The following is a 24,539-nucleotide window of genomic DNA, read 5'->3' as shown; positions in this document are numbered from 1 at the left end:
CATTCTGCACCGGACAGAAAACCGGGGACCCGTGGCGGCGGGTCCCCGGATCGGCTGTCACGTTATCGCGGACTCAGCCCTGACGGCCGTTCCAGCGGGGATTCTTGCGGTTGATGATGACCGTACGCCCACGGCGGCGGGTCACGATCGAACCCGGCTTGGACTTGAGCGAGCGGAGCGAGTTACGAACCTTCATGGTGTTTGCCTCCTGCGGGGGTAACGCCGTCGCGAGGGTTCGCATTCCATGATTTCGTAGGGGCATGGCTCGACGATTGTGGTTCATCACGGGAGTGGGCAGAGGGCTCGGCCGGGCATTCGCTGAGGCCGCCCTGGAGCACGGCGACGAGGTGGCCGGCACGGTCCGCGACGGCGGCACCGCGCCGGACGGTGTCCGCTCGTGGCACCTCGACGTGACCGACCGGGCTGCCGTCCTCGACGTCGTCGAGGACGTGGTCAAGGCGGTCGGCGTGCCCGACGTCGTGGTCAACAACGCGGGGTACGGGCTGGTCGGCGCGATCGAGGAGCTCAGTGGCCCGGAGCTCGAGGAGCAGTTCGCGGTCAACTTCTTCGGGGCGGCGGCGGTGACCCAGGCGGTGCTGCCCCACCTGCGCGCACGTGGTTCGGGGCGCATCGTGCAGGTCTCGTCGGTGGGGGCCGTGGGGCATCTGCCGCTGTTCGGCGCGTACAACGCGACGAAGTGGGCGCTCGAGGGGATGAGTGCGGCGCTGGCGGACGAGGTCGCGCCGTTCGGGATCAAGGTGCATCTGCTGGAGCTCGGCGGGTTCGCCACCGATTGGGCCGGGTCGAGCATGCGGTTCGCCCAACCCCTTGACGCGTACGCCGAGGTGCGCTCGGCGATGTTCGGAGGCACCGACGACGACGCCGAAGCGGAGGAGCCGCCGTCGGTCGCGGCGAAGGCGTTGCTCGACTTTCTCGACGAGCCCGACCCGCCGCTGCGCAAGGTGATCGGCCGCGGGGCCCTCGACATGGTGCGGATGGCGCTCGAGGACCGCCGCGACGACTACCTCCGCGACCCCTCCTTCGTCTGGCCGCCCGGCCGCTGAGCCGCGAAGCCCCGGATCTCGCCGGTGATCAGCTCCGGGCTGTGCAGGATCAGGTCGTGACCGGCGTCCGGCACAACCACGGTCCGCACGTCCGGCAGCAGCGACCGCATCCGCGCGGCGACCGCGTCGGCGTCGAGCATCTGCGACCGTTCCCCGAAGAGTGCCAGCGTCGGCGTCCCGATCCGGCGCAGCTCCTCGTCGGTGAACGTGCCCGGCATCGGCAGCCGGCGGCGAAACCTGAACAACCCGCCGACCAGCTCGTGCACGTCGTCGTACTTCAGGGTGGCGTTGTTCAGCAGCGTGGCCGCGCGGTGCCGGATCGGCCGAGGCGTGAACGACGCGAGCCCGCTGAGCATGATCCAGGCCATGAAGCGCCTGGTGACCCGCCCGAACCCACCCGGGTCGACAAGCGTGATGCTGGCGGCCCGCCCCGGACGGTCCAGCTCATGCTGAACGGCGACCCAGGCGCCGTACGACGTCCCGACCAGGTGCACCCGGTCGAGCCCCAGCCCGTCGAGCACCTCACTCAGCCACCGCGACCAGTCAGCACCCCCGGTGATCGGCTCGGTCTGCGTCGACTGCCCCGGCTCGCCGATCGGGTCGACGGCGTAGACCGGCCGGTCCCGGCCCAGCTCCGCAACGTACGGATACCACATCACGCACCCGCCACCGGAGCCCGGCAGCAGGAAGAACGGCACCCCGTCCCCGCCACCGGACCGGATGACGTAGGTGTCTCCGAAGCTCGTAGGAACATGGGTCTCGGTCCGCTCGACCGGCCAATACCGCCCGATCAACCGCCGCACGGTAGCGAGATAACGCTCGCGGGCATCGTCACTGGTAAAGGCGCTGAGGGTGGCTGCCATGTTTTCATGGTACATCTGCACCATGAAAACATGGCAACCCGTCAGGCGGCGACGTCGACCAGGCCGCCGCTGCTCATCACGTTGCGGAGCTGGCCCAGGTCGACGCCGTTCTTCTGGAGCATCTCGACCAGCTTGGTCGCGCTCGTCGCCGAGCTGCTCAGTTTTTCCTTGTCCATGCCCAGCAGGTCGCTGAGCTTGCCGAGTGTCTCCGGGTCCCGGATGCCGGTGTTCTGCCCCTTGGGTGTTCCCCCCGGTCCGGTGGTTCCCTCGGTGTCGCTCACGCGCTCGCTGGGTGGGGGCGGCGGCAGGCCCTTGGTGGTGGCGATCTTTTCGGCCGACTGGATGGAGCCGGCGCCGTTCGTGTCCTTCGGCATGCCCGCTCTGATCGCGGAGAGCAGGTCGTCGTGGCTGACGCCCTGTGCGGTGGCGACCTCGTTGAGGCTCTTGCCGTCCTGGAGCTGGGTCTTGAGTTCGCTGCTGCTCAGTCCCAGCTTGTCGGCGACCGCCGCCATCGGGTCCGGCCGGGTGCCCGACCCTGGCGGCGGTAACCGGTAGGTGCTGGACGCCGAGCTCAGCGCGTTGATCGAAGTCATTGCTGGTCTTCCCTCCTCGGCAGGACCGGCTGTCGGCCCCTACGGCCCGTTGCATCGGCCTTGAGGTTGCCTTTATGTGGTTTTGCGAGAGCTTTCCTAGGAACCCACAGGTTTTTCGCAGGCATTGTCGCCCCCGGGTTGACAGTCACCCCCGGGGTGACACATGCTTGGTCCATGAGCAGTCAACCCGGGGGTGACAGCGACTGGGACGTCGTCCTGGCGCATCGGCCACCCGACACCCGTGACCCGGTCCGCGAGCGTTTCGCGTCGGCCGGAGTGACCCCGGTGCAGGTCCGAGCCGCCCTGATCGACGGCGGCGACGAGTTGTTCCGGGCGGTCACCGAGAAGAAGGACGATGACTGGGCCGAGCCGTTCGGCGGCCCGCTCGCGGTCGCCCTGATCGCCGCCGAGGTCGGCGCGCTCGCCGCGCACCTGACCTCCAGGGCCTCCGCCGTCCGGGCGGTCGCCGTCGAGGCGCTGCTCGACGAGTTCAGCGCCGTCGCCGTCGCGAGCCGCCTCGGCGTCTCCCGGCAGAAGGTCTACGACATCGCCCGGCCGGGCGCCACCGGCTCCTTCATCGACCGGACCCCTTGGAGTATCTGATGGAAGAGACAGTCACCCTCCCCGACGCCGCCACCCACTACCTCGTCCACCCGCTGGACCTGCCCGAGGCCCGCGACCGGTTCCGCAACGGCTGGCTGGTCGGCGCGTGCACCAGTCTCCCGGTCGCCACGCTGGTCGCGGCGATCGTCGGCTACCTCAGCCTCAACTGGTTCGGACCGGTGATGGTCTTCCTCGCGCTGAGCATCTTCGGCGCGCTCGCCGCCCGCTGGTTCTCCGACCGCGCCTGGGACTACATCCCCCGCAGGCGTCAGGACCGCGACCGGCCGCTGCCCCGGCTCTGGGAGCTCGGCTCGGCCGCGGTGCTCGCCCTGGTGCTCGGCGCGGCCCTGCTGCTGATCGTCTTCCGGCTCGACAACCCGGACGTCCCGATCCCGGTGCGGTCCTACACCTTCGGCGGATGCGCGGTCGCGGCACTGCTCGTTCTCGGTGACGCGGTCTTCGGCCTGATCCGCCCCTCCGGCCGCCGTCGTGCGCTGGCCGGGCTGCCGGGGGTCGCGGTGGTCGTGTTCGCCACAGTCCTCGCGTACGCCCAGTGGTTCGACGACGCCGTCTCCAAGCCGGACGTCTTCTGGGGCGCCCTCACGCTGGCCGCCGCCGCGATCCTCGTCGGAGCCGCCCGCCTCTGGGACCGCCGCCGCACCACCGCAGCCGTGGCGGCTGCTGAGTAAGGCTCAGAACGGACCGGAGCCGATCATGTCCACCGTGTTCTTGGCGGTGAGCAGGTCGGCTCCGGTCTGTTCGCGGTACAGCTTGATCGCCTCGATCCGGCGCCCCTGGCGGACCAGCGACTCGACCGCCGGGAAGCTCGGCCCCGGGATGACCACCCCGAGATGCGTGACCACGGCGTCGAGTTTCCGCTCGAGCGCCGTCAGTTGCGCCGTCAGTTGCAGCCGCTCCCGGCGACTGCGGCCGGACGATGAGAGCAGCAGCGCGAACACGCCGAGGACGTTCGCCACGAGGGCGGCAACGATGACGTAATCCATCCGCCGATGGTGTCAGGCCGCTGCCACGTACTTGGCGGCGATCGTCTCGGCGTCGCCCAGGTCGGATTCCACCACGGGCAGCGAGGGGAGCACGGTGGCGCCGAGCTCGCCGAGCAGTTGGGCGAGGAGCGCGGCGGCTGCCGCGGCCTGCGGGGCCACGCCGGCGACCGTTACCGGCACGGCCTTCTTGCCGGCCAGGGCGTTCGCCGGCAGCTGGTCGAGCAGCACCTTCAGGATCCCGGTGTAGCTGCCCTTGTAGGTGGGCGTGGCGACGACCAGGACGTCGGCGTCCTGCACAGCGGCGACCGCGGCGGCCGTGGCCTCGTCCCCGGGGGTGAGCAGGCCGGCACCCAGCGCGCCGACCTCGATCACGTCGGTTGTCCCGCCCAGCGCGGTGCCCACGGCGGCGGCCAATGTGGACGTGCGGGACCCGGCGCGGGGGTTGCCCGACACGACGACGATTCCACTCATGCGACAGCTCCTTCTAGGCGGTTCGTTTGAGATGCGCGTAGCTGCCGTCGTGGTAGACCAGCGGCGTCACCGTGGCGTCCGAGTGGTGCTCGCCGAAGGAGGGCGCAGCCAGCACGATGGTGTGGTCACCGGCCTCGACCCGCTGGCTGACCCGGCAGATCAGGGTGGCGAGCACCCCTTCGAGCAGGGGTACGCCGTCCGGCCCGGGGTGCCAGGCGCCGTGCGCGGCGAAGCGGTCGATGCCCCGGGTGGAGAACGTACGGGCCACGTGCTCCTGCTCCTGGGTCAGGACGTGCACCGCGATGGTGTCGGCCGATTGCACGGCGGGCCACGCGGAGGCCGTGTGCGCCAGGGCGAACGACACCAGCGGCGGGTCGAGCGACACCGAGGTGAACGACGTCGCGGTGAAGCCGGCGGGTGGCGATCCCGGTGCGGTGATCACCACGACGGCGGCGGCGTGCCGGCGCAACAGCGACCGGAATAGATCTGCGTCCACGAGGGTGGTGTCGGTGTCGGTCATCGGTCCCCCTGCCAGGAGAGTCCACCGACGAATTCCACCAAATGAGAATTTGATGACGTGGGGCCATCGGTGAAGGTGGGCATGAGACCTACCGTCCCTCTTCCGAACCGGAAGGTCAACGGTGATCTCATATCCTAGTAAACCTATGGGCTTTTATTGACATGGGGGACGCCGGGTAGCAGAGTGGCCGCTATGTCCACGGTGTGACCCTCGTTGGATTTGTTTGACCGGCAGGGGCCGGAAGAGAAGGGTGGAGGCCATGCAGTTGCGCGACGAACGACTCACGTCCCGCCTCGCCATCGACCTTCTTCGGTGCGCGAGCGCCCGGTGTTGCGCCGCATAGTTTCAGCGCCACGTCTTCCGCTTTGAATTCTAGGTGCCGTAGTGCGCCTATAATCCTATCCCGCACATGGGAGAAGTGTATCTAGCCGCCGCCGAGATCCGGCCGCGGTGACTCGCCCCCCGGAGGCAAACATGTCCGTCCTCGCCGTCGCCGACCTGAGTCAGCATCGCGCCCGCCCACGCCTGCGGTCGATCCCCGGTGACCTGGCCTCGTCGGTGACCGTCACCATCACCCTCGGCTCGCCCGGCTCCGAGGAGAGTGAACGGGTCCTGGCCGCGCTGCGCGATCTCGTGGCCGCCGCCGGGCCGGGCGCGGAGTTCACCCCGGCCTCCGAGCCCGCACCGCCGGGCCTGCGCCTCGATCCGCGGTCACGCACGGCGTCCCTCGACGGGGTGACCCTCGACCTGAGCCGGCTCGAATACGACCTGCTGCTCTTCCTGTCCCGGCACCCGCGCCAGGTCTTCACCCGCAACCAGTTGCTCGGGCATGTCTGGGGTCACACCCACACCACCGTTCGCACCGTGGACGTGCACGTCAGCAGGCTGCGGACCAAACTCGGTGACCCTGAGATCGTCACGACGGTCTATGGCGTGGGCTACCGCCTGGCCGACGAGGCGCCCATCACGGTGGTCGACTGAGCTCCAGATCTTGCCTTTGTGGCAAGGCCGCTTGCGCGAGGCGCTCGGGGTCGGGATAAAGGGCAGGTGAGGACGGGCGTACCTCGGTACGCTCCCTCCGGCACCCGGCTTCCCTCAGGAGATTTTGTGACCAGTCAAGCCCCGGCGGCCCCGGACAAACTGGACGCCGCCGTATTGAAGATCGCGGGCGTCGTCGTACTCGGCGCCATCATGTCGATCCTCGACGTGACCGTGGTAAGCGTCGCCCTGCCGACGTTCCAGACCGAGTTCGACGCGTCGTACGCGCGGGTCGCGTGGACGATGACCGGCTACACGCTGGCCCTCGCCACGGTCATCCCGCTCACCGGCTGGGCCGCGGACCGCTTCGGCACGAAGCGGCTCTACATGGCGGCCCTGCTGCTCTTCACCCTCGGCTCCGTGCTCTGCGCGACGGCCGACTCGATCGGCCAGCTCATCACCTACCGGGTCCTGCAGGGCCTCGGCGGCGGCATGCTGATGCCGCTCGGCATGACGATCATGACCCGCGCGGCCGGCCCGCAGCGCATCGGCCGGCTGATGGCGGTCCTCGGCATCCCGATGCTGCTCGGCCCGATCGGTGGCCCCATCCTCGGCGGCTGGCTGATCGACATCGCCAGCTGGCACTGGATCTTCCTGATCAACCTGCCGATCGGCGTGGTCGCGCTGATCTACGCCCAGTGGGCCCTGGCCAAGGACAACCCCGAGCCGTCCGAGTCCTTCGACTTCGTCGGCATGCTCATGCTCTCCCCGGGCCTGGCTCTCTTCCTGTACGGCGTCTCGTCGGTCCCCGAAGCGGGCACCTTCAGCGCGACGAAGGTCTGGCTCCCCATGACGGCCGGCGCACTGCTCGTCATCGGCTTCGTCCTCTATTCGTTCAAGCCGAAACACCCGCTGCTCGACCTGCGCCTGCTGCGCGACCGCAACCTCTCGGTCGCCACCATCACCCTGGCGGTCTTCACGGTCGCCTTCATGGGTGCGGGCCTGCTGTTCCCCAGCTACTTCCTGCAGGTACGAGGTGAGACAACCCTGCACGCGGGTCTGCTCATGGCCCCGCAGGGCATCGGCGCGATGATCACGATGCCGATCGCGGGCACGCTTGCCGACCGGATCCCGGTGGGCAGAACCGTCCCGTTCGCCGTCCTGCTGATCGCCGCGGGCTTCTTCACCTTCACCCAGGTCGGCACGGACACGTCATACCTCCTGCTGTGCGGTTCACTGTTCGTCATGGGCCTCGGCATGGGCGGCACGATGATGCCCATCATGACCTCGGCCCTGAAGACCCTCACGAACCACGAGGTCGCCCGCGGCTCCACGCTGCTCAACATCCTGCAGCAGATCGCCGGCTCGGTCGGCTCGGCTCTGATGTCGGTCATCCTGACCAACGAGCTGAACGACTCCCCGGCCATCCCCGGCGCAGCCGACCCGGCCACGGGCACCCCACTCACCGAGGCCGGCGTGGCGATCGCCTCCCAGCAGAACCCGGCAATCGCCCAGCAGTTCCCCGCCGACCTCATCCAACGAGGCCTGGCATTCGTAGCCAACTCCTTCGGCACCACCTTCTGGGTGGCCTTCTTCATCATCCTGGCCACCCTGATCCCCGCGGGCTTCCTACCCCGCCGCCGCCCCCGGCCCCTGGCCCCGGGCGAGGTCGCCGACGACCGGGTCGCCGCCCCCGTCATCCTGCACTGAATTCACGCAGAAACGCGCTGCGCCCGAGCTTCTGGGACGCAGCGCGTTTCTGCGTCTCGGGCCGTTGAACCCGTGGTCACGGCCGAGCAGAGCCTGGAACCGCAAGGCGAACCGGTCCGGCTCCGCGCGGCCTGCAACTCCTGGCTGAACCGGGTCGAACCGAGTTCCCCTGTGCTGTCTCGCGCCAGACACGGCAACCCGGTAACGCATCGTGTTGCCCATCTGGGAAATTGATCGTCTCCGGTCTGTCGGAGCAAAACATTCGCTGGAAATTGTGCGGGGCAATCGTCTGCCGCAACTTTTAGCGTTCTTGCTGTCAAACCTGGGCAATTGTTGTTCAACACATGACACATGCATTTCGGCCAGGGTTACGGATCGTGACGGTCGTGGCCGCCGATGCGTGCGGGAATCGACGATCCCGGTGTGGTGGCGGGGTCTGGTCGCTGCCTGCGCTGCTCCACTGACGGTTTGCTGTCGCCGGTCGGCGCCGGAAGAAGCGTTGAGTCGTTGTGCTGGCTGCGTTCAGGTGGGCGTAACCTCACGCGCTGCATGCTGGAGCCCGTCCATGAGGTGGGAAATAACGGGCTTCGGGGTCGAGAGCGGCGTGGGAGGTGGCCGGGAAAGGCTGTTATGCCTATCGTGTTTGTAGGAGATGGGGAGGGGTGTCGTGCGACGGACTGTGGTTGTTGTGGGTGGTGGGTGTTCCGGGGTGCTGGTGGCGGGGGAGTTGCTTCGATGTAGTGACGACGACGTCGTGGTGGTGGAGCCGGGGGAGCTCGGGGGCGGGGTTGCGTACGGTGAGGCACGGCCCTGGCATTTTCTGAACTCGCGGGCCGGGGCGATGAGCGCCGACCCCGACGATCCCGGGCACTTCGCTCGCTGGGCGGGTGCGGAGGCGGCGGAGTTCCGTCCGCGAGCCGAGTACGGGCGCTATCTGCGTACGGTGCTGGATGGGGCTGCGGCAGGCCACCCGGGCCGGCTGCGGGTCGTGCGGGCCGAGGCCACCCGGGTTGATCCGGGTGGGGAGGTGGAGCTCGCCGGCGGTACGACCCTGCGCGCCGACCACGTGGTGCTGGCGACGGGTGGACCCCGGGCGGCGCGGCAGCGGCTGGACCACCCGAACGTCATCGACGATCCGTGGCGGCCCGGCGTGCTCGAAGCGCTGCCGCCCGACCGGAAGGTGCTGCTCGTCGGCACCGGTCTGACCGCGATCGACGCCGCGCTGACCCTGACCGCGGACGGGCGTCGCACCGCACCCGTCGTGGCCGTGAGCCGGCGGGGGCTGCTCCCGCTGACGCATACCGCCGAAGCGGCGCCGCCGACCGCGCCCGACCTGAACGACTGTGCCACCCTGCGCGACGTGATCCGGGCGGTGCGGTCCGCTGCCGGTGAGGCGGGGGACTGGCGACCGGTCGTCGACGGGATGCGGCCGTTCCTCGACAAGCTGTGGACGGCGCTGACCCCCGACGAGCAGGAGGCGTTCCTGCGGCATCTGGCGCGCACCTGGGAGTGTCACCGGCACCGGATGGCGCCCGCGATCGCCGATCGGGTCGTCGAGCTGCGGAGTCAGGGGCTGCTGGAGGTGCGCCGGGGCGGCGTCGCGGCCTGGCCGGGGCTCTCGGAGTATGCCGCCGTCGTGAACTGCGCGGGCCCCGGCAAGCTGCCCGGCTCCGCGAGCCCGCTGGTGCGGGGGTTGCTCGACGACGGGTCGGCGAAGGTGGGCCCGCACGAACTCGGGCTCGCCATCGATCCGTCCGGACGGGTGGTCGCAGCCGACGGCCGGGTGCACGACCGGCTGTGGCTGATCGGGCCGTTGCGGCGCGGGACGCAGTGGGAGACCACGGCCGTGCCGGAGATCCGGGCTCAGGCCGCGCGGCTCGTCACGGATCTGCGCAGCGACGCCGCGCTGGCCGGGGTGGCCTGAGGCGGCATCCCGACTGACCCCCTGACTTAATGATATGTAAAGGGTGTTTCAGCAGCTCAGAGTGGGTATGGGCGGCCCCGCGGCCGAATGGTGACCCTTGAGTGCGCATTGAATCTTCTCGATACTACAGGTGGCACTTGGTACGCCGGACATCTGGCGTACCACCCCCATCCCCCTGGAGGAATCTGTGCGTAACACCAAGCTCGGCCGACCGATCGTCGGCCTGGCCGCCCTTCTGATTGCCGGCAGCGCGTTCGCGTCACCCGCGTCCGCCGCCCCCGTCGCACCCAAGGCCGACCCGTCGTTCGCCCCCTCAGCGCTCTCCGCCAAGCTGGACAGCCAGTTCGGCGCCAAGGACGCGGGCTCGTACATCGACTCGACCGGCAACGTCGTCGTCGCTGTCACCGACTCCGCCACCGCCGCCCAGGTCGCCGCGTCCGGCGCGACTCCCCGCTACGTGCTGCGCAGCGGCGCGGAGCTGGCCGCCGCCGAGTCGACGCTGAAGTCGGCCCTGAAGACCCCCGGCACCTCGTTCGCCATCGACCCGGTGAGCAACAAGGTCGCCGTCACCGCCGACAGTACCGTCACCGGTGCGAAGCTGGCCGCCGTCAAGGCGACCGTCGCCAAGCTGGGCGACAAGGCCTCGCTGGAGATCGTGGACGGCACCCTCGCCCCCCGGATCTCCGGTGGCGATGCCATCTACGCGGGTGGCTCGCGCTGCTCGCTCGGCTTCAACGTGGTCAGCGGCTCGACCTACTACTTCCTGACCGCCGGTCACTGCACGAACATCGCCACCACGTGGACCAACGGCTCGGCCACACTGGGCACCCGCGCCGGCACGAGCTTCCCGGGCAACGACTACGGCATCGTCCGCTACACGAACACGACCATCGCCAAGAGTGGCGCGGTCGGCTCGCAGGACATCACCTCCGCCGGCACCCCCGCCGTCGGCGCCACGGTCTACCGCCGCGGCAGCACCACCGGTATCCACTCCGGCCGCGTCACCGCCCTCAACTCGACGGTGAACTACTCCGAGGGTTCGGTCTCCGGCCTGATCCGCACCACCGTCTGCGCCGAGCCCGGCGACAGCGGCGGCTCGCTCTACTCCGGCACCACCGCGCTGGGCCTCACCTCGGGCGGCAGCGGTAACTGCTCCTCCGGCGGCACCACGTACTTCCAGCCCGTCGTCGAGCCGCTCAGCGTCTACGGCGTCTCGGTCTTCTGATCCACGCTTCCACCAACGGAAAGACCCCGGCCGCCCGCCGGGGTCTTTCCCTGTGCTTCTCGCACCGCGAGCTGCTCGATCGTGAGGCCCACAAGCTGGCGACCGCCAGGGGCCACCTCGATGCGGTGATCGTCGAGGTGCGGGCTCGGGGCACGAAGTTGCGGCTGACCCGCCCCGGATCAGAGCGGCCCACTTTCAGAACCGGCCCACTTTCAGAGCCTGCCGAGCGCCCGCACGAGCGCGGTTGCCGTACGCGCGATGAGGGTGTTGTCGTAAGGCACTGCGGCGTCGTTGCGGTTGGTGTAGATGGCGACGATCAGCGGGGCGCCCGTGCGCGGATGGACGATCGCGAGGTCGTTGGCGGCGCCGTAGAAGTCGGACGAGCCGGTCTTGTCGCCGACGGTCCACGACGGGGGCAGGCCGGCGCGGATGCGGGCCCCGCCGGTGGTGTTCGCGCGCAGCCAGCCGAGCAGGCGTTCGCGGTCGTCGGGGTAGAGCGCGTGGCCGAGGGTCAGAGCCTGCAGGTTGCGGCCCATCGCCGACGGGGTGGTCGTGTCGCGGACCTCGGCGGGGGACCAGATGTTGAGGGCGGTCTCCCAGCGGTCCAGGCGGGTGACCGGGTCGCCGATGCCGCGGGCGTAGCGGGTCACGCCGTCGGGGCCGCCGAGCAGGCGCAGCAGCAGGTTTCCGGCGGTGTTGTCGCTGTAGCCGATGGCGGCCGCGCAAAGCTCGGCGACGGTCATCCCCTCCTCGAGGTGCAACGAGGTGACCGGCGAGTTCGCGACGAGATCGGCGGTGCCGAAGAAAACCCGACGATCGAGAAGACCGGGATCACAGGTACGCGCACGGCGCAGCACCGCGGCACTCGCCAGCACCTTGAACGTCGACAGCAGCGGGAACTGCTCGCGTGACCGGTGCTCGACGGTGCGCCCGGTGCCGGTGTCGAGCGCGTAGGCACCGATCCGCGCGTCGTACTCCCGCTCGAGCCCGGGCAGGCCGGAGTCGGCGTTGGCCGCACCGGGCAGCAGCAGCACGGCGGTGGCCGTCGCACCCCCGGTGAGCAGGGCGCGGCGGGACAGGTGATCAACCATGGCGCCACCCTTTCGCGCACTCCGTCAAATGCGTGTTAAGTACCGGCCGGAACCTCCACAGTGACACTCGGAAGGGTGCATCCGATGACCGTGCCGGCGCTCTCCACGAGCAGGCGGACCAGGCCGTCCGTGCTCGTCTCGGCGCTGATCGCGATGGTCGGGGAGGTTTCCGGCGGTGTACGGCTCAGCGCGTCCGCCAGCATGGTGTCGAGCAGGTGGTGCAGGATCGCGCCGTCCGCGCGTACCGTCGGAAGGTCGCCGACCGTGACCTCCGCCGTGGCCAGACCGGACGCGACCACCTCGGCCACGACGGCTTTGAGGTCCACCTCGGTGGTCTCCTCGCCGGGGTGCGCGATCAGACCGCTGAGCAGCGCTTCCTGGGCGGCGAGCGCGCCACGCAGCCGGCCCTGCTCGGACTCCGCGTCAACCTTGCGCAGGCGCTCGGCGACCTCGGCGGCGATCTCCCGCTCCGCGCGCGCGGTGGCCGACATCTGCAGGTACATCAGGGTGCCGAACATGACGGCCAGGGTCGAGCCGGCGATCACCACGACCATGTCGGTGCGTCCCGCGTTCGGGAGCAGGGCTTTATAGGTCGCGCTGGTACGCAGGACCCACTGCCGTTCCCCAGCCGTGAAGTTCTGGGTACGCCGGAAGCCCGACCCGTCCCCCCGCGCGACGGTCGCCACCTCGGCGAGCGCCCCCGCGGATGATCGCGTCATCAACTGCGCGTCGAGCAGGTCACCGGCGGCCCTGGCGAGGTTGGCGCTGACAAAATCGGCCGCGCCGACGGTCAGCGACACCCAGCCGTAGCCCGCGACCGGCGCCAGCACGTCGAACGAGAGCTGCTGCTGCGCCTTCGGGACCGCGGCGTCGGCCAGCCGGACGTACGCGTCGGAGATCGCCACGTGCTCGGTTGCCAGCCGGGCAGCGTCCACGACGGCCTGCGCGGAGCCCTGGTCGACGCCGATCGCCGGTGCGGTCTTCTCCTTGCCCAGGGTGCGCGCGAAGACGGTGTAGAAGTGCTCCTGCAGCCCGGTTACGGTCCTCGGGGTGAAGCCGGTCGCGCCGCGGGACCGCCAGTTCGCGGTCAGGCCGGGGCCGTCCGGGGCCACGAACGTCATCGCGCGTACGGCGGTGAGGTCCTGCTCGTCGACGGCCGCAGCGATCTTGTCGAAGGCGGCGGCGGTCGGCGCCGGGAGCGCGGCCATGGCGGCGGCACTGAGGCGTACGGCGTCCGCGTAACGCCCCAGCTCGTTCGTGACAGCCGTCTGCACCGACGTGCTGGCGGTCGCCATCCGCGACTCGGCGTTACGTTCGAGGGCGCCGCGCAGCCGGACCCCGAAGCCCAGGGAGATCGCGACCCCGCCGAGGATGATGATCAGCGCGAAGAAGGCAGCCCACGGGCGGGACCAGCCGCTCTTGCTCTCCCTCGCCACCTCATGAAATTTAGTCGCTTTTGCCGGATTTCGGGTTACTTCTCGTCGGCGTGGTTCTCCTCGGCCACCCGTTCGGCACCGCGTCGGCGCAGGAGCTTGAGGCCCGGCATGCCGACTATCGCCAGGTGCAGGTCGTTGGTGACCTCCAGCAGCGAGTGCAGGTCGGGGCCGACCTGGTCGAGCTTGCCCAGCAGCGGCATGACGTCCTCGGTGAGGTGCCTGCGCAGCTCCGGGAGCGTGTCGATCATCTTGATCGCCGCGGTGACCTCTTCCGGGGTGAGGTCGTTGACGAAACGGGCGAGCAGCGGGGCGGCGCGCTGGAGCGTCGGCACGTACTCCTCGAGCATGCCCTTCGCGGTCTTCGACGTGCTCGCGGCCTCCTGGACCACTTCTTCCGCGTCCGCCGTGATGGCGTTGGCCTTCTGGACGATTTGTCCGGCTCCGGCGGTGATGACGGCGGCGCTCTGGACGATCTGCCCAGCCTCCGTGGTCACCTGGTCGACGCGCTGGACGAGCGCCTTCGCGCCGCCGACGGTCTCCTCGGCGTCGGCGGTGACCCGCTCGACCCGGTCGATCAGCGACTCGGCCCGCTCGGCCAGCACGGACATCCGGCTGACCAGCAGCTCGGTCTGGCTCAGCACGCCCAGCACCCGGGCCGGCACGGTGGCCGCCGACGCCACGGTCTCGACCACCTGCCCGGCCGCGTACCGGGTGAGCTCGACGAGGGCGGTGGGCGACGGCAGCAGGGACATGGACACCATTGTGCCCCCGCAATGCCATCACTAACCGTGTTCGGCCTGACGCCCAGGGTGGGTGGGTTGGTGAACCGGGGTTCGGCACGGCACTATGCATGGGTGCGTCGTTACCGTTTAGCAATTTTCGCTGTGGCGGCAGTCGTGATTCTGGGCGGCGGTGGCCTGATCGCGCTCGGTCTCCGGAATGGTTCCGGGGGTACGGGCGGCGGTTTGCTACCCAGCTCCCTGACTCTCGGTGACGATGACGCGACACCTACCGCGTCGCCGACGCCGACCGGCCCGACTCCCGAGGAGCTGGCCGCCGCGGCGTGGGCGAAGAAGACCAAGTCGCTGGACGCCGCGCTCAAGAAGCTGGCGGGCACGGCCCCCGAGTTCTCGGTCGCGGTGCTCGACAAGAAGACCGGTAAGACCTACACCTACCGCGGCACTGAGAAGTACGACACCGCGAGCATCGTGAAGGTCCAGGTGCTGGCCTGCATGCTGCTGAAGGCCCAGGACGCCGACCGCGACCCGAGCACGGGCGAGATGGCGCTGGCCAAGCCGATGATCCGGCTCAGCGACAACAATGCCACCACGTCGCTGTTCACCCGCCTGGGTGGCAAGACCGCGGTGACGAAGTGCAACAAGCGCCTCGGCCTGACCCAGACCACGGTGAGCAGTTCCTGGGGGCTCACCCGGACCACGGTCACCGACCAGATCAAGCTCCTGTCGGACCTGGTCGACACCAAGGGCGAGCTCGACGCCGACTCCCGCAAGACCGCGTTCACGCTGATGAGCTCCGTCGACGACGCCCAGGACTGGGGCATCCCGTCGATCCAGAAGTCCGGCGAGACCGCCACGGTCAAGAACGGCTGGGACACGCGTACGGCCGACGGCGGCCTCTGGGCCATCAACACCATCGGCCGGGTCGTCTCGGACGACACCGACGTCTCGGTGGCCGTCCTCTCCCACGACAACCAGTCGATGGAGGGTGGCATCACGCTCGTGGAGAAGGTCGCCAAGCTCACCCGGCAGTACCTGAAGTACTGATCAGGACCTGAAGTACTGATCAGGCGGCGGTCTCGCCCGGCTGCGGGGCTTCCTCCGCGGCCCGGGCGCGACGTTTGTTGATCAGGCTGACCGCCTGGCCGACGATCACGACCAGGATGATCGCGGCGAGCACGCCCTGCCACGGCTCCGGGAAGATCGAGCCACCGGCGACACCGATACCCGCGTAGACCGCGGACCACAGCAGGCAGGCCGGGGCGTTGGCGACCACGAAGGTACGCCACGGCAGCCCCAGGAACGCTGCCGCGAGCAGCACCGGCACGCGACCACCGGGCAGCAGCCGGGAGACGAGCAGCACCGGCACCTGACTCTTCGTCAGCCGCTCCTTGACCGCTGCCAGGTGCTCCTCGTCGCGGAGCCAGCGCAGACGGCGGGCCAGCGACTCACCACCGGCGCGGCACATCGCGTACATCACGAGGTCGCCCACGTAGGCGCCCGCCGCGCCGGCGGCGATGGTCAGAACAATGAGCAGCGGATGTTGATGGAAAGCGAGGGCGGCCGCGCCACTGACCGCCGCCCCGGTGGGCACGATCGGCACGATCGCCCCGAACGCGACGACGAGAAACAGCCACCCGAGAGCACCAAGCTCGGTCACAGGGCAGGCTCGATCGTCAGGGACTCGCCGTGCGCGAGAACGCGGACGTGCGTGTCGGGGGAGGTCTGGGCCGCCATGCGGGCGAACTCGGTGCCCGGGTCGCGGAACATGTGCGGGCGGATCCGGCCCATGCCGACCGGCCAGAACGTGCCGTAGTGCACCGGGACCGCCCAGGCGGCCTTCACCCGGCGCAGCGCCTCGGCTCCGTCCGACGGGTCGAGGTGACCCTCGGCGCCCAGCGTCGGACCCCAGCCGCCGACCGGGATCAGAGCCAGGTCGAGCGGGCCCAGGTTGCCCATGGCGTCGAACAGGCCGGTGTCGCCGCCGAACCAGGTGCGGGCAGCGCCCTCGATCACGAAGCCCATCGCCGGGGACCGCATCCGCGACCAGGCGCCGCGGCCACCGTCGTGCGCGGCCTCGACGGCCTTCACGGTCACGGTGCCGACCGTTGTCTCCTCGCCGGGGACGAGCTCGACGCACCTGTCGGCGTACTTACTGCCCAGGCCCTTGGCCACGAAGGTGGTGGCCCCGCGGGGGACGATGAGCCACGGCTCGCCGGGGACCGCCTTGAGCGACGGCAGGTGGAAATGGTCCGCGTGCAGGTGCGAGACGAGCACCGCGTCGGGCGCACCCGGCAGCGCCGGCCGCCCGCCCGCCATCCGGCGCAGGTGGAAGAGGCGGTCGGTGAGCAACGGGTCGGTGAGCAGCGAGACTCCCGAGTCGGTCAGCCACGTCGTGCTGTGCCCCCACCAGGTGACACTCGTTTCGCTCACGGTTCAACCGTACGGGACGGATCGTGCCGGGCCGTCGTGACGGTGCCGCGCAGGTGGGCGTACGTGAGATCGGTCTCCGGCATGTCGGATGAATTTCCCTCGGGTCGCCGTTGTCAACCCTGTCGTGCACACTGACGCCGTGACTGGACCGCGTTCTGCCGTAGTAGTGAACCCCGTGAAGGTTCCGGACCTCGACCTGCTGCGCCGCACCATCGTGGAGGGCCTCGCCACCAAGGGCTGGCCCGAGCCGATGTGGCTGGAGACCACGCCCGAGGACGCCGGCCGTGGCCAGGCGACCAAGGCGGTCGAGGACGGCGCCGAGCTGGTCTTCGTCAGCGGCGGTGACGGCACGGTGATGGCCGTGGTCACCGCGCTCGCCGGCACGGACGTGGCGCTCGCCGTGCTGCCCGCCGGCACCGGCAACCTGCTCGCCACCAACCTCGGGCTCAGCACCGACGCGGCCACCGGCGTGCAGGTCGCGCTGGACGGCGGCCGCCGGCGCATCGACGTCGGCGTCGTCGAGGACCAGTGCTTCGCCGTGATGGCGGGGATGGGCTTCGACGCGCAGATGCTCGAGGGCACGTCCGAGACGGCCAAGAAGCACATCGGCTGGGTCGCGTACGTGGGCGGCGCGCTCAAGTACATCCGCGACAAGCCGATGAACCTGATCATCTCGCTGGACGGCAAGCCCGCGCTGCACCGCCGTCCGCGTACGGTCATCGTCGGTAACGTCGGACGGCTGCAGGGTGGCGTACGGCTGCTCACCGAGGCCGACCCGGCGGACGGCAAGCTGGACATCGCGATCCTCAGCCCGCGCAACCTCGCGCACTGGGCCGCGCTCGGCTGGGCCGTGGTCCGCCGCAGCGAGCGGGTCCCGCGCATGGAGACCTACACCGCCGCCAGCATCGAGATCCGCAGTGCCAAGCCGCAGCCGCGCCAGCTCGACGGGGACCTCATCGAGGCGGGCAAGAGCATGTCCATCTCAGTACGCCCGGGAGCGCTGCTGCTGTGTGTGCCGCAGCCCGACAGCGACCCGGACCTCGCCTACGACGCCAGTGCCGCCGAGCGCGCAGCGGAAGAGGTGCGCGCCGCAGCGGAAAAAGCCGCCGAGTGAGCAGCACGGAGCCCGTACCCGAGACCCGGACCATGTCCGGGGACGACCTCTCCGCCGATGACGCTTTCCTGGCGCTGCGCAACTACGGCCGATGGCCGCTGCTGCGGGACGCTTTCATCCGATTCCGGTACGGCGACGGCTTCAGCCACTCCCGAGCGCTCGGCTTCCAGCTGTGTCTCGCGATCGTGCCGTTCCTCATCGCGCTGTCGGGTCTCGCCACCGACCTCGGCGCCGAGGAGGGCGGCCAGGTCGTCGCCGACACTGTGCTCGCGCTGACCCCCGGTGCGAGCGAGCCGCTCGTGCGGGACCTGCTCAACGAGGACGACAAGACCGAGGACGCCGGTGAGCTGGCGCTGGCCCTCGGTCTGATCACCGGGCTGTTCGCGCTGACCAGCGCCATGGCCCAGATCGAACGCGGCGCCAACCGGATCTACGGCGTCGAGCGGGACCGCAAGGTCTTCCCCAAATACGTACGCGCGGCGGTGCTGGCGCTCATCGCCGGCTTACCCGCCCTCTTCGGGTTCCTGTTACTCGCGGCCGGTCATGCCACCGGCGCCTCGATAGCCCGGTACACCGGCTGGGGTGAGGCCTGGGACATCACCTGGGACGTCGTCCGCTGGCCGGTCAGCCTCGGCCTGATCGTCTTCCCGGTCGGGCTGCTGTTCCGCCACTCGCCCCGGCGCCGCCAGCCGGGCCTCACCTGGCTGCTGTTCGGCGCGACCCTCTCCACGATCCTGTGGTGGCTCGCCAGCCTGGGCCTGGCCGGTTACATCCGCCTCAGCGACGGCTTCAACGCGACGTACGGCCCCCTCACCGCGATCATGGCGTTGCTGCTCTGGGCCAACCTCACCGGCATCGCGATCTTCCTGGGGCTGGCCTTCGCGGCACAGCTGGAAGCGCAGCGGGTCGGCGTGGTCCGCCCGGCGCAGCAGGACCGCTGGGAGCCCGAAACCGACGACGACCTGCGGGTTGTCCCCGCGCGGCGCGACCCCGGCCTCGACGCCGCCGTGCCCTCCGCCCACGACCCGTCCGCCGACCTCGGACCCCAGGCTGTACCCGGTCAGCGTGAACCCGGTGTGAGCGCCGAGCCAACCGGGTAAGAGCCCGCCTGCCCACAGCGAGCGGGAGTGACCCCCCGCCGCGTACGAGCGAGCGGGAGTGATGATGACCGATACGGCGACAACGGCTGACGACGGCCGGGTGCACCGGAAAGCAGGCTGGGGGCCGCTGCGCCACTTCACCGAGCGCAGCGTGCTCGGTCTGCTGGCGGTGGTCGCGGGCGGCCTCGGCTTCGGGCTGCTCCTGCTGCTCGTCCGGTTGCACTGGACGCCGTTGCAGGACCTGGACCACTCGGTGGCGCAGGGCCTGAACAACTGGGTGGCACCGCACCCGCCGGTCGTCACGGTGCTGAAGGCGATCGCGCAGCTCGGCGGTCGCACGATCATGCTGTGGCTGGTCACGATCGCGGTGGTGCTGCTGCTCATCCGGCGGCGTACCCGGCTGGCGGTCTATCTGGTCGTGACCGGCATCGGCGCACTGCTGCTCGATCCCTCGCTCAAGGCGCTCGTCGGCCGGCTGCGCCCGGTGGTAGACGTGCCCGTGGCGATCGCGCCCGGCAACAGCTTCCCCAGCGGGCACGCGCTCGGCTCGATGGTCGCGTACGGCGCGCTGCTGCTCGTCTTCCTCCCCGCCGTGTCCCGGCGGTGGCGCAAGTTCGCGATCGGTCTCGTCGCCGTGATCGTCGTGGCGATCGGGTTCACCCGGATCTCGCTCGGCGTGCACTTCCTCTCCGATGTGCTCGCCGGGTGGCTGCTCGGGGCGGCATGGCTGGGGGTCACCGCGTACGCGTTCCGGGTCTGGCGTCGTGAGACCGGTCAGCGCGTGCCGGCACTGAGCGAGGGCCTCGAACCGGAGGCCGCGCACGACGTGAAGCCCGCCCCCGACGAGGACCACCTCCTGCCGCACCCCTGGGCCGGCGCCGCCGAGATCCTGGTCGGCTGGGTTCTCACGTTCGGCGTGCTCTTCGTCCTCGGCTGGGCCCTGACCAACCACACCGCCGGCACCTGGGTCCAGTCCGTCGACGACGGCGTCCCGCGCTGGCTCCAGACGTTCCGTACGCCCGCCCTCGACGACCTCAGCTACGGGTGGAGCAAGGCCGGCGACACCCACATGATCCTGCTGGTCTCGCTGGTGTTCTGCCCGCTCGTGGTCGCGTTGTGGCGGCGGTGGCGGCCGGTGCTGTTCGTGGTGCTGGCGATGTTCGGCGAGCTGACGCTCTTCCTCTCCGCCGCCGCTGCGGTGGGGCGGCCGCGGCCGCCGGTCGAGCAGCTCGACGGCAAGCTGCCCACGTCGTCGTTCCCGTCGGGGCACATCGCCGCGACCATGTGCCTGTATGTGGCGATCGCTGTGCTGGTGCTGCCGCGGGTCAAGGCGTGGTGGCGGTGGTTGTTCGTCGCGCTGGCGATCATCATGCCGACGGGGGTCGCGCTGTCGCGGATGTACCGCGGAATGCACCACCCGTCGGACGTCCTCGGCGCCGCCATCCTCACCGCCTGCTGGATCACCCTGCTGTGGTGGGTCATCAAGCCCAACGCCGACGTGACCTCGGGCAACGAGGCCGATGCCGGCGAGCTGGTGGAGGGCGACCAGGAGCACGAGCTGACCGGCGCTGCCGACTCGCCGGATGCTGCCGGCTCGCTGCGGGCTGCAGGTTCTTCTTCCGGCTCGTCGCGGGCTGGGGGCTCTTCTGCCGGCTCGCCGCGGGCTGCGGCCGACGCGCCGGACGTTGACGCCAAGGTGACGCGGTGACGCTCAGACTGGTCACCTGGAACATCAAGACCGGCGGCTCCGGGGGCCGGCTCGACGCGGTCGTCGCGCTGCTGGCCCGGGAGCGCCCGGACATCGTGGCACTCCAGGAGCTCCGCGACTTCCAGCGCCACGACCACCAGCGGATGCGCGAGGTGGCCGGCACCCTCGGCATGACACCGGTCCTGGCCCCCTCGGCGTTCGGCCAGCCGGTCGCGGTCCTGGTCCGGCCACCCCTGACGATCACCCACCGGTCGGCGGTCCGCTGGCGCCTGCACCATGCCGCCGCCGCGGTGACGGTGCCGACCCCGGCGGGCCCGCTGACCGTCGTCAGCACCCACCTCAACCCGTTCCGTCCCTACCGCCGCCTGCGCGAGGCCTACTGGCTGGCCCACCGCTACCGGGCCCCGCTCACCCTGATCACCGGCGACCTCAACTCCCTCGACCCGCAGACCGGCCACAGCGAACGCCTGTCCCGCCTCCCCGACCTCTACCGCCGCCGCCACCTGGCCAGGGACGGCCGGGTGGACACGAGGGCGATCGCTGCCTTCCAGACGGCGGGCTTCACGGACCTCTGGCGCACGGCCGGCGAGGGCGACGGCCTGACCGTGCCGACCAGCAAGGGCGGCGGCCACGAGTTCTCCAACGCCGGCATGCGCCTCGACTATCTGCTGGCACGTCCCGACCTGGCCGCCCGGGCCACCCAGGCCCGGGTCATCCGTGGCGACGAGGCCGAATGGGCCTCCGACCACTACCCCCTAGCAGTGACCCTCGACCTCTGACCCCGGTGATCCCCCGGGCCGGGATCCCCCGGGCCGGGGGATCAGGCGTCGGCGACGACGCGGTCGCGGCCCTCGCGTTTGGCGACGTAGAGGTTGCGGTCGGCGAGGGAGAGCAGCGAGGACGGCGAGCCCCGGCCGTCGTCCGAGGTGGTGACCCCGATGCTGGCGGTGACCGCGAGCGAGCCCGTGACCGGCTCCCACGCGTGAGCGCGGACGCGCAGCCGGAGGCGTTCACAGCGGGCGGTTGCCTCCACCGCGTCCGTGCCGGGCATGATCAGTACGAACTCCTCGCCGCCCATCCGCGCGGCGATCATGGGCCCGCTGGCGGCCTCGAGCAGCAGCTGCGCGATGTGCTGCAGCACCGTGTCACCGGTGCTGTGCGACAGCGTGTCGTTGACCCGCTTGAAGTGGTCCAGATCGATCATGGCTACGGAGATCGGCGCGCGCCGCGACACGGCGTCGCCCAGCAGCGCGGGCAGGCGCTCGTTGACGTAACGCCGGTTGTAGAGACCGGTCAGCGCGTCGCGGTGGGCCATCTCGCGGAAGTGCTCGCTGGCCCGGCGCGCTTCCGTCGCCTCGAAGACCGCCTGCAGCGCCCGGGCGCGAGCTTCACGCTGGGCCGAGTGCAGGGCTGTTGCCGCCTTGTGGAAGGCGCGGTGCTCCTCGTAGGCGAGCTCGAACCGGCCCGTGGCTGCGTACAGTGCGGATTGTTCTTCCCGGGCCTGAGCGCGTACGCGATCGAGCCCACGCTCCTCGGTGATCCGCACCGCGGCGTCGAGTGCCTCCTGGGCCGCGTCGAAGCGGTGATCCAGCCGCCGCGCCTCGGCCAGGGTGAGCAGGCACACGGCCGGCGCGTCACCCTCGTGCACCTCCACCTTCGACTGGTTGTCGTCGAGCAGCACGTGCAGCGTCTCCTCGACCGCGTCGTAGTGGCCGCTCATCATCTCGATCCGCGCGATCGTGTCCAGCTCGAGCGCGCTGAAGTTGCGACCGCTGACCCCGAGGACGTCCCGCATCCGCGTCACGAGCTGCCGGGCACCGACCTCGTCATCCTTCTCGAACGCGGTGTATGCCATGTTGTTGAGGATGTTCAGCGCCAGCTCGGCGTCGTGCGCGGCGGTGGCCAGGTGCAGCGCCTCCCGGAACCGCCGTGCGCCCTCCTCGATCGAGCCGGCCTCGTCGAGCGCCACCGCGAGCGTCATCAGGTGCCGGGCCCGCACGCTCGGCGGCTCGTCCTCGCTCAGATGCGAGTACGACTGCACGGCGTGGGTGAGCCCCTCGGACAGATCCCCGACCTGCCGGTAGAAGATCGACAGCACCCGGTGCACCCGCGCCAGCAGGAACGCGTGGTCGTGCTCCTGAGCCCAGGCCAGCACCTCATGCGCCCAGCGCCCACCCCGCTCGGAGCGCCCCTCCCGCACGAAGACGTTAGCCCGCAGCAGCCGCGCCCGCATGAACAGGTCATCGAATCCGAGCGAGGCGGCCCGCCGTTCGACGGTCGCCGCGGGCGCGAACACACTGCGAAACTTCGACGTGGGCCGCTGCTCGAGCTCGGCGACGGCCGCCTCGAGCCGGGCCCGCTCATCCACCGCAGTGACCACGGCAGAAGCCGGCGTAGCCGCTGTCTCCGTAGTCATGGCGTCCCCGATCTCCCGGCCCGGCCCCCCGGTGAGGAACCTCGGCAACCCACGAAGATCGGACGCCACCCCCCATCGTTGAGGAATCACGCGGTTGCGATCAGGTGTCGCTCGTCTCAGCGCTCAGCCACGATCGGTGCAGACGGGTGCCGAAGCACCCACCTTGTCGACCGTGTAGATCACCGCGACCGTGAAGCAGTAATCGTTGCGCTCATTGAGCCCGTAAACGATGTATTCGGTCGTCCCCGCGGGCAACTGCTGGAACGCCCGCCGCTCCTGCCCCGTGCGCCCACCCGAGATCAGCACCGGCCCCTCGGAGCCCTTCGGATAACCCCAGCTCAGCGACACGCTGTCCCGATTGTCCCGCAACTTCACATTCGCGGGCGCGACCACCCCCGGCTCCTTCTCCCCGACCGGTGCGGAGGGCACCCCCGCGGAGGCAACCGGCGCGCTTGGCTTCGCCACGGCGGGCTCCTTCGCATCCCCGCGCGGCAGGGTGATCGCAACGACAGCCGCCGCAGCCGCAATCCCCGCAACAACAACCCCGGCGAGAATGAACGGCTGCCGGTGCCCCTTCTCCACTTCCCGCTTGGGTACGCCCTGAGCGCGCTCCGGCACCCGAGCAGTAGCCCGATCAACGGGCTGCCGCCCCATCCCAGGCCCGGCCATCCCAGGCCCCGCCATCTCTGGCCCTGGTGGGTACCCGTCCGACGAATACCCGGCCGCCGGGAAGTAGTCCGGCGGATAAGGCCCCGGCGGCCCGACCTGCCAATCGTGAGCGGGAATGGCGGTAACGGGCTCCTCAGCCTGCGAGGGCCTCTCGAAGACGACCGGCTCACTCCTCGGCATGGGCACCCCAGGCTCAGGCACAGCCGACGCCGGCGACATCAACGGCAACACCACAGGCCCCTCCACCCGAGCATGCCGCCCCGTCGAATCCCCGAACCCCCCGCCGTCCCCCGCCCCCTCAACCCGAACCGGAGCCTCCCAAACCTGATCACCCAGCCCCGGATGCTCCCACTCCCCAGCCACATCCCCGAACTCCCAAACCTCCGCATCAACCGCACCCACCTCCCGCCGCACCCCGCCCGCAGCCTCGCCCTCCATCTGCGGGCTGGATGTCTGGGGGCCGGATGCCTGGGGGTTGGGCGTCTGGGGGTTGGGCGTCTGGAGTTTGGACGGCTGCGGGTTTGGCCCCTGAGAACTCAATCTTTGCGGGTCCAGCCATTGCTGGCCCGCCCCCTGTGGGTTCAGCTCCTGCTGAGTGGCTCCGGCTTGCGGCCCAGAAGTCTCTGGGTCGTGGATCCCAGGGCCGTTGGTCCCGGGGCCGCGGGTTTTGGGGCTGTGGCTCTCTGGGCTGTGGGTCTCTGGGCTGTGGGTCTCTGGGTCGTGGGTCTCTGGGTCGTGCGTTTCTGGGCTGTGAGTGGTTGGGCTGTGCGTTCCTGGGTCGTGGTTCTTCCACGGATTCGCTGAAGGAACACGCACATGGCCGACCCGGGCATCCGGCCCCACGGATTCCGCGGCCTGGACATCCGCGGCCTGGACAGCT

General features: G+C 70.2%; 25 protein-coding genes. 12 read left to right on the top strand and 13 right to left on the bottom strand.

Annotated features, from left to right (window positions below):
• Positions 1-73: 73 nt before the first annotated feature.
• On the bottom strand, positions 74-196 hold the full coding sequence (locus Ahu01nite_RS24690) for a ribosomal protein bL36 (RefSeq protein WP_203838995.1): 123 nt from the start codon (positions 194-196) through the stop codon (positions 74-76).
• A 64-nt stretch (positions 197-260) separates the two neighbouring features.
• Here Ahu01nite_RS24690 and Ahu01nite_RS24685 point away from each other — a divergent pair, with 64 nt between their 5' ends.
• Positions 261-1,064: an SDR family NAD(P)-dependent oxidoreductase gene (locus Ahu01nite_RS24685; RefSeq protein WP_203838994.1), complete on the top strand. Its 804-nt coding sequence runs from the start codon at positions 261-263 to the stop codon at positions 1,062-1,064.
• Here Ahu01nite_RS24685 and Ahu01nite_RS24680 read toward each other — a convergent pair.
• Entirely contained in the window at positions 1,022-1,927 is a 906-nt protein-coding gene (locus Ahu01nite_RS24680; protein ID WP_203838993.1) for an alpha/beta fold hydrolase, read from the bottom strand. The two genes, Ahu01nite_RS24685 and Ahu01nite_RS24680, sit on opposite strands and share 43 nt — an antisense overlap.
• A gap of 41 nt (positions 1,928-1,968) precedes the next feature.
• Positions 1,969-2,520, bottom strand: a complete 552-nt coding sequence (locus Ahu01nite_RS24675) for a hypothetical protein (protein WP_203838992.1) — start codon at positions 2,518-2,520, stop codon at positions 1,969-1,971.
• 174 nt (positions 2,521-2,694) lie between these two features.
• Between Ahu01nite_RS24675 and Ahu01nite_RS24670 the strand changes: the two genes are divergently transcribed.
• Both Ahu01nite_RS24670 and Ahu01nite_RS24665 read left to right on the top strand, forming a co-directional pair.
• A complete protein-coding gene (locus tag Ahu01nite_RS24670; protein ID WP_203838991.1) occupies positions 2,695-3,123 on the top strand; it encodes a hypothetical protein in 429 nt (142 codons plus the stop codon).
• Positions 3,123-3,812, top strand: coding sequence for a hypothetical protein (locus Ahu01nite_RS24665; RefSeq protein ID WP_203838990.1), 690 nt, complete (start codon positions 3,123-3,125; stop codon positions 3,810-3,812). The genes Ahu01nite_RS24670 and Ahu01nite_RS24665 overlap by 1 nt, the downstream gene beginning before the upstream one ends.
• Positions 3,813-3,815: 3 nt before the next feature.
• Here Ahu01nite_RS24665 and Ahu01nite_RS24660 read toward each other — a convergent pair whose 3' ends face one another.
• From Ahu01nite_RS24660 to Ahu01nite_RS24650, 3 genes are read right to left on the bottom strand one after another with little or no spacing between them, the layout of a single operon-like run.
• Positions 3,816-4,127, bottom strand: coding sequence for a hypothetical protein (locus Ahu01nite_RS24660; protein ID WP_203838989.1), 312 nt, complete (start codon positions 4,125-4,127; stop codon positions 3,816-3,818).
• A 12-nt stretch (positions 4,128-4,139) separates the two neighbouring features.
• Positions 4,140-4,598, bottom strand: coding sequence for an NADPH-dependent FMN reductase (locus Ahu01nite_RS24655; protein ID WP_203838988.1), 459 nt, complete (start codon positions 4,596-4,598; stop codon positions 4,140-4,142).
• A gap of 13 nt (positions 4,599-4,611) precedes the next feature.
• Complete coding sequence (locus Ahu01nite_RS24650; RefSeq protein ID WP_203838987.1) at positions 4,612-5,118, bottom strand: flavin reductase family protein; 507 nt, start codon at positions 5,116-5,118, stop codon at positions 4,612-4,614.
• Positions 5,119-5,676: 558 nt separating this feature from the next.
• Here Ahu01nite_RS24650 and Ahu01nite_RS24645 point away from each other — a divergent pair.
• The 4 genes from Ahu01nite_RS24645 (at position 5,677) to Ahu01nite_RS24630 (ending at position 10,955) form a co-directional block, all read left to right on the top strand.
• The gene (locus Ahu01nite_RS24645; protein ID WP_438874824.1) at positions 5,677-6,099 is read left to right on the top strand and encodes a winged helix-turn-helix domain-containing protein; all 423 of its coding nucleotides are present in this window, start codon (positions 5,677-5,679) and stop codon (positions 6,097-6,099) included.
• Positions 6,100-6,225: 126 nt separating this feature from the next.
• Entirely contained in the window at positions 6,226-7,806 is a 1,581-nt protein-coding gene (locus Ahu01nite_RS24640) for a DHA2 family efflux MFS transporter permease subunit (protein ID WP_203838985.1), read from the top strand.
• Between the two features lie 667 nt (positions 7,807-8,473).
• Positions 8,474-9,730, top strand: a complete 1,257-nt coding sequence (locus tag Ahu01nite_RS24635; RefSeq protein WP_203838984.1) for an FAD/NAD(P)-binding protein — start codon at positions 8,474-8,476, stop codon at positions 9,728-9,730.
• A gap of 187 nt (positions 9,731-9,917) precedes the next feature.
• Positions 9,918-10,955 (top strand): S1 family peptidase, encoded by a 1,038-nt coding sequence (locus Ahu01nite_RS24630; RefSeq protein WP_203839006.1) that lies wholly within the window; start codon positions 9,918-9,920, stop codon positions 10,953-10,955.
• A gap of 212 nt (positions 10,956-11,167) precedes the next feature.
• Here Ahu01nite_RS24630 and bla read toward each other — a convergent pair whose 3' ends face one another.
• From bla to Ahu01nite_RS24615, 3 genes are read right to left on the bottom strand one after another with little or no spacing between them, the layout of a single operon-like run.
• Complete coding sequence (gene bla / locus Ahu01nite_RS24625; RefSeq protein WP_203838983.1) at positions 11,168-12,046, bottom strand: class A beta-lactamase; 879 nt, start codon at positions 12,044-12,046, stop codon at positions 11,168-11,170.
• A gap of 35 nt (positions 12,047-12,081) precedes the next feature.
• Complete coding sequence (locus Ahu01nite_RS24620) at positions 12,082-13,482, bottom strand: hypothetical protein (RefSeq protein WP_203838982.1); 1,401 nt, start codon at positions 13,480-13,482, stop codon at positions 12,082-12,084.
• 35 nt (positions 13,483-13,517) lie between these two features.
• Complete coding sequence (locus Ahu01nite_RS24615) at positions 13,518-14,234, bottom strand: methyl-accepting chemotaxis protein (RefSeq protein ID WP_203838981.1); 717 nt, start codon at positions 14,232-14,234, stop codon at positions 13,518-13,520.
• Positions 14,235-14,366: 132 nt separating this feature from the next.
• Here Ahu01nite_RS24615 and Ahu01nite_RS24610 point away from each other — a divergent pair, with 132 nt between their 5' ends.
• Positions 14,367-15,266 (top strand): serine hydrolase, encoded by a 900-nt coding sequence (locus tag Ahu01nite_RS24610; protein ID WP_239159101.1) that lies wholly within the window; start codon positions 14,367-14,369, stop codon positions 15,264-15,266.
• A 19-nt stretch (positions 15,267-15,285) separates the two neighbouring features.
• Here the strand turns inward: Ahu01nite_RS24610 and Ahu01nite_RS24605 are convergent, their stop codons facing one another.
• Positions 15,286-15,879, bottom strand: coding sequence for a DedA family protein (locus Ahu01nite_RS24605; protein ID WP_203838979.1), 594 nt, complete (start codon positions 15,877-15,879; stop codon positions 15,286-15,288).
• The gene (locus Ahu01nite_RS24600) at positions 15,876-16,652 is read right to left on the bottom strand and encodes an MBL fold metallo-hydrolase (protein ID WP_203838978.1); all 777 of its coding nucleotides are present in this window, start codon (positions 16,650-16,652) and stop codon (positions 15,876-15,878) included. The genes Ahu01nite_RS24605 and Ahu01nite_RS24600 overlap by 4 nt, the downstream gene beginning before the upstream one ends.
• 166 nt (positions 16,653-16,818) lie before the next feature.
• Between Ahu01nite_RS24600 and Ahu01nite_RS24595 the strand changes: the two genes are divergently transcribed.
• The 4 genes from Ahu01nite_RS24595 to Ahu01nite_RS24580 all read left to right on the top strand — a co-directional run bounded on the left by Ahu01nite_RS24595 (position 16,819) and on the right by Ahu01nite_RS24580 (position 21,353).
• Positions 16,819-17,766: a diacylglycerol/lipid kinase family protein gene (locus Ahu01nite_RS24595; RefSeq protein ID WP_438874823.1), complete on the top strand. Its 948-nt coding sequence runs from the start codon at positions 16,819-16,821 to the stop codon at positions 17,764-17,766.
• Complete coding sequence (locus Ahu01nite_RS24590) at positions 17,763-18,866, top strand: YihY/virulence factor BrkB family protein (RefSeq protein ID WP_203838976.1); 1,104 nt, start codon at positions 17,763-17,765, stop codon at positions 18,864-18,866. Before Ahu01nite_RS24595 ends, Ahu01nite_RS24590 begins: the two co-directional genes overlap by 4 nt.
• A gap of 64 nt (positions 18,867-18,930) precedes the next feature.
• Positions 18,931-20,574 carry a phosphatase PAP2 family protein gene (locus Ahu01nite_RS24585; protein WP_203839005.1) on the top strand — a complete coding sequence of 548 codons (1,644 nt, stop codon included), beginning with the start codon at positions 18,931-18,933 and terminating at the stop codon, positions 20,572-20,574.
• The gene (locus Ahu01nite_RS24580) at positions 20,571-21,353 is read left to right on the top strand and encodes an endonuclease/exonuclease/phosphatase family protein (RefSeq protein WP_203838975.1); all 783 of its coding nucleotides are present in this window, start codon (positions 20,571-20,573) and stop codon (positions 21,351-21,353) included. Before Ahu01nite_RS24585 ends, Ahu01nite_RS24580 begins: the two co-directional genes overlap by 4 nt.
• 41 nt (positions 21,354-21,394) lie before the next feature.
• On the opposite strand, the gene Ahu01nite_RS24575 is transcribed toward Ahu01nite_RS24580, so the two are convergent.
• Together Ahu01nite_RS24575 and Ahu01nite_RS24570 are read right to left on the bottom strand one after the other, a co-directional pair.
• Entirely contained in the window at positions 21,395-22,990 is a 1,596-nt protein-coding gene (locus Ahu01nite_RS24575) for a GGDEF domain-containing protein (protein ID WP_203838974.1), read from the bottom strand.
• Between the two features lie 123 nt (positions 22,991-23,113).
• Positions 23,114-23,608 (bottom strand): fibronectin type III domain-containing protein, encoded by a 495-nt coding sequence (locus tag Ahu01nite_RS24570; RefSeq protein WP_203838973.1) that lies wholly within the window; start codon positions 23,606-23,608, stop codon positions 23,114-23,116.
• Positions 23,609-24,539 lie beyond the last annotated feature (931 nt).

It is taken from the genome of Winogradskya humida, assembly GCF_016862215.1.
GTDB classification, from domain to species: domain Bacteria; phylum Actinomycetota; class Actinomycetes; order Mycobacteriales; family Micromonosporaceae; genus Actinoplanes; species Actinoplanes humidus.
This window is presented reverse-complemented; position numbering and strand designations above follow the sequence as displayed.

What these genes read in the sequence shown, in the direction of transcription:
- Ahu01nite_RS24585 (WP_203839005.1), top strand. Translation starts at nt 18,931, where the DNA reads ATGACCGATACGGCGACAACGGCTGACGACGGCCGGGTGCACCGGAAA.
- Ahu01nite_RS24670 (WP_203838991.1), top strand. Translation starts at nt 2,695, where the DNA reads ATGAGCAGTCAACCCGGGGGTGACAGCGACTGGGACGTCGTCCTGGCG.
- Ahu01nite_RS24650 (WP_203838987.1), bottom strand. Translation starts at nt 5,118, where the DNA reads ATGACCGACACCGACACCACCCTCGTGGACGCAGATCTATTCCGGTCG.
- Ahu01nite_RS24690 (WP_203838995.1), bottom strand. Translation starts at nt 196, where the DNA reads ATGAAGGTTCGTAACTCGCTCCGCTCGCTCAAGTCCAAGCCGGGTTCG.
- Ahu01nite_RS24685 (WP_203838994.1), top strand. Translation starts at nt 261, where the DNA reads ATGGCTCGACGATTGTGGTTCATCACGGGAGTGGGCAGAGGGCTCGGC.
- Ahu01nite_RS24575 (WP_203838974.1), bottom strand. Translation starts at nt 22,990, where the DNA reads ATGACTACGGAGACAGCGGCTACGCCGGCTTCTGCCGTGGTCACTGCG.
- bla (WP_203838983.1), bottom strand. Translation starts at nt 12,046, where the DNA reads ATGGTTGATCACCTGTCCCGCCGCGCCCTGCTCACCGGGGGTGCGACG.
- Ahu01nite_RS24680 (WP_203838993.1), bottom strand. Translation starts at nt 1,927, where the DNA reads ATGGCAGCCACCCTCAGCGCCTTTACCAGTGACGATGCCCGCGAGCGT.
- Ahu01nite_RS24615 (WP_203838981.1), bottom strand. Translation starts at nt 14,234, where the DNA reads ATGTCCCTGCTGCCGTCGCCCACCGCCCTCGTCGAGCTCACCCGGTAC.
- Ahu01nite_RS24675 (WP_203838992.1), bottom strand. Translation starts at nt 2,520, where the DNA reads ATGACTTCGATCAACGCGCTGAGCTCGGCGTCCAGCACCTACCGGTTA.
- Ahu01nite_RS24655 (WP_203838988.1), bottom strand. Translation starts at nt 4,598, where the DNA reads ATGAGTGGAATCGTCGTCGTGTCGGGCAACCCCCGCGCCGGGTCCCGC.
- Ahu01nite_RS24665 (WP_203838990.1), top strand. Translation starts at nt 3,123, where the DNA reads ATGGAAGAGACAGTCACCCTCCCCGACGCCGCCACCCACTACCTCGTC.
- Ahu01nite_RS24660 (WP_203838989.1), bottom strand. Translation starts at nt 4,127, where the DNA reads ATGGATTACGTCATCGTTGCCGCCCTCGTGGCGAACGTCCTCGGCGTG.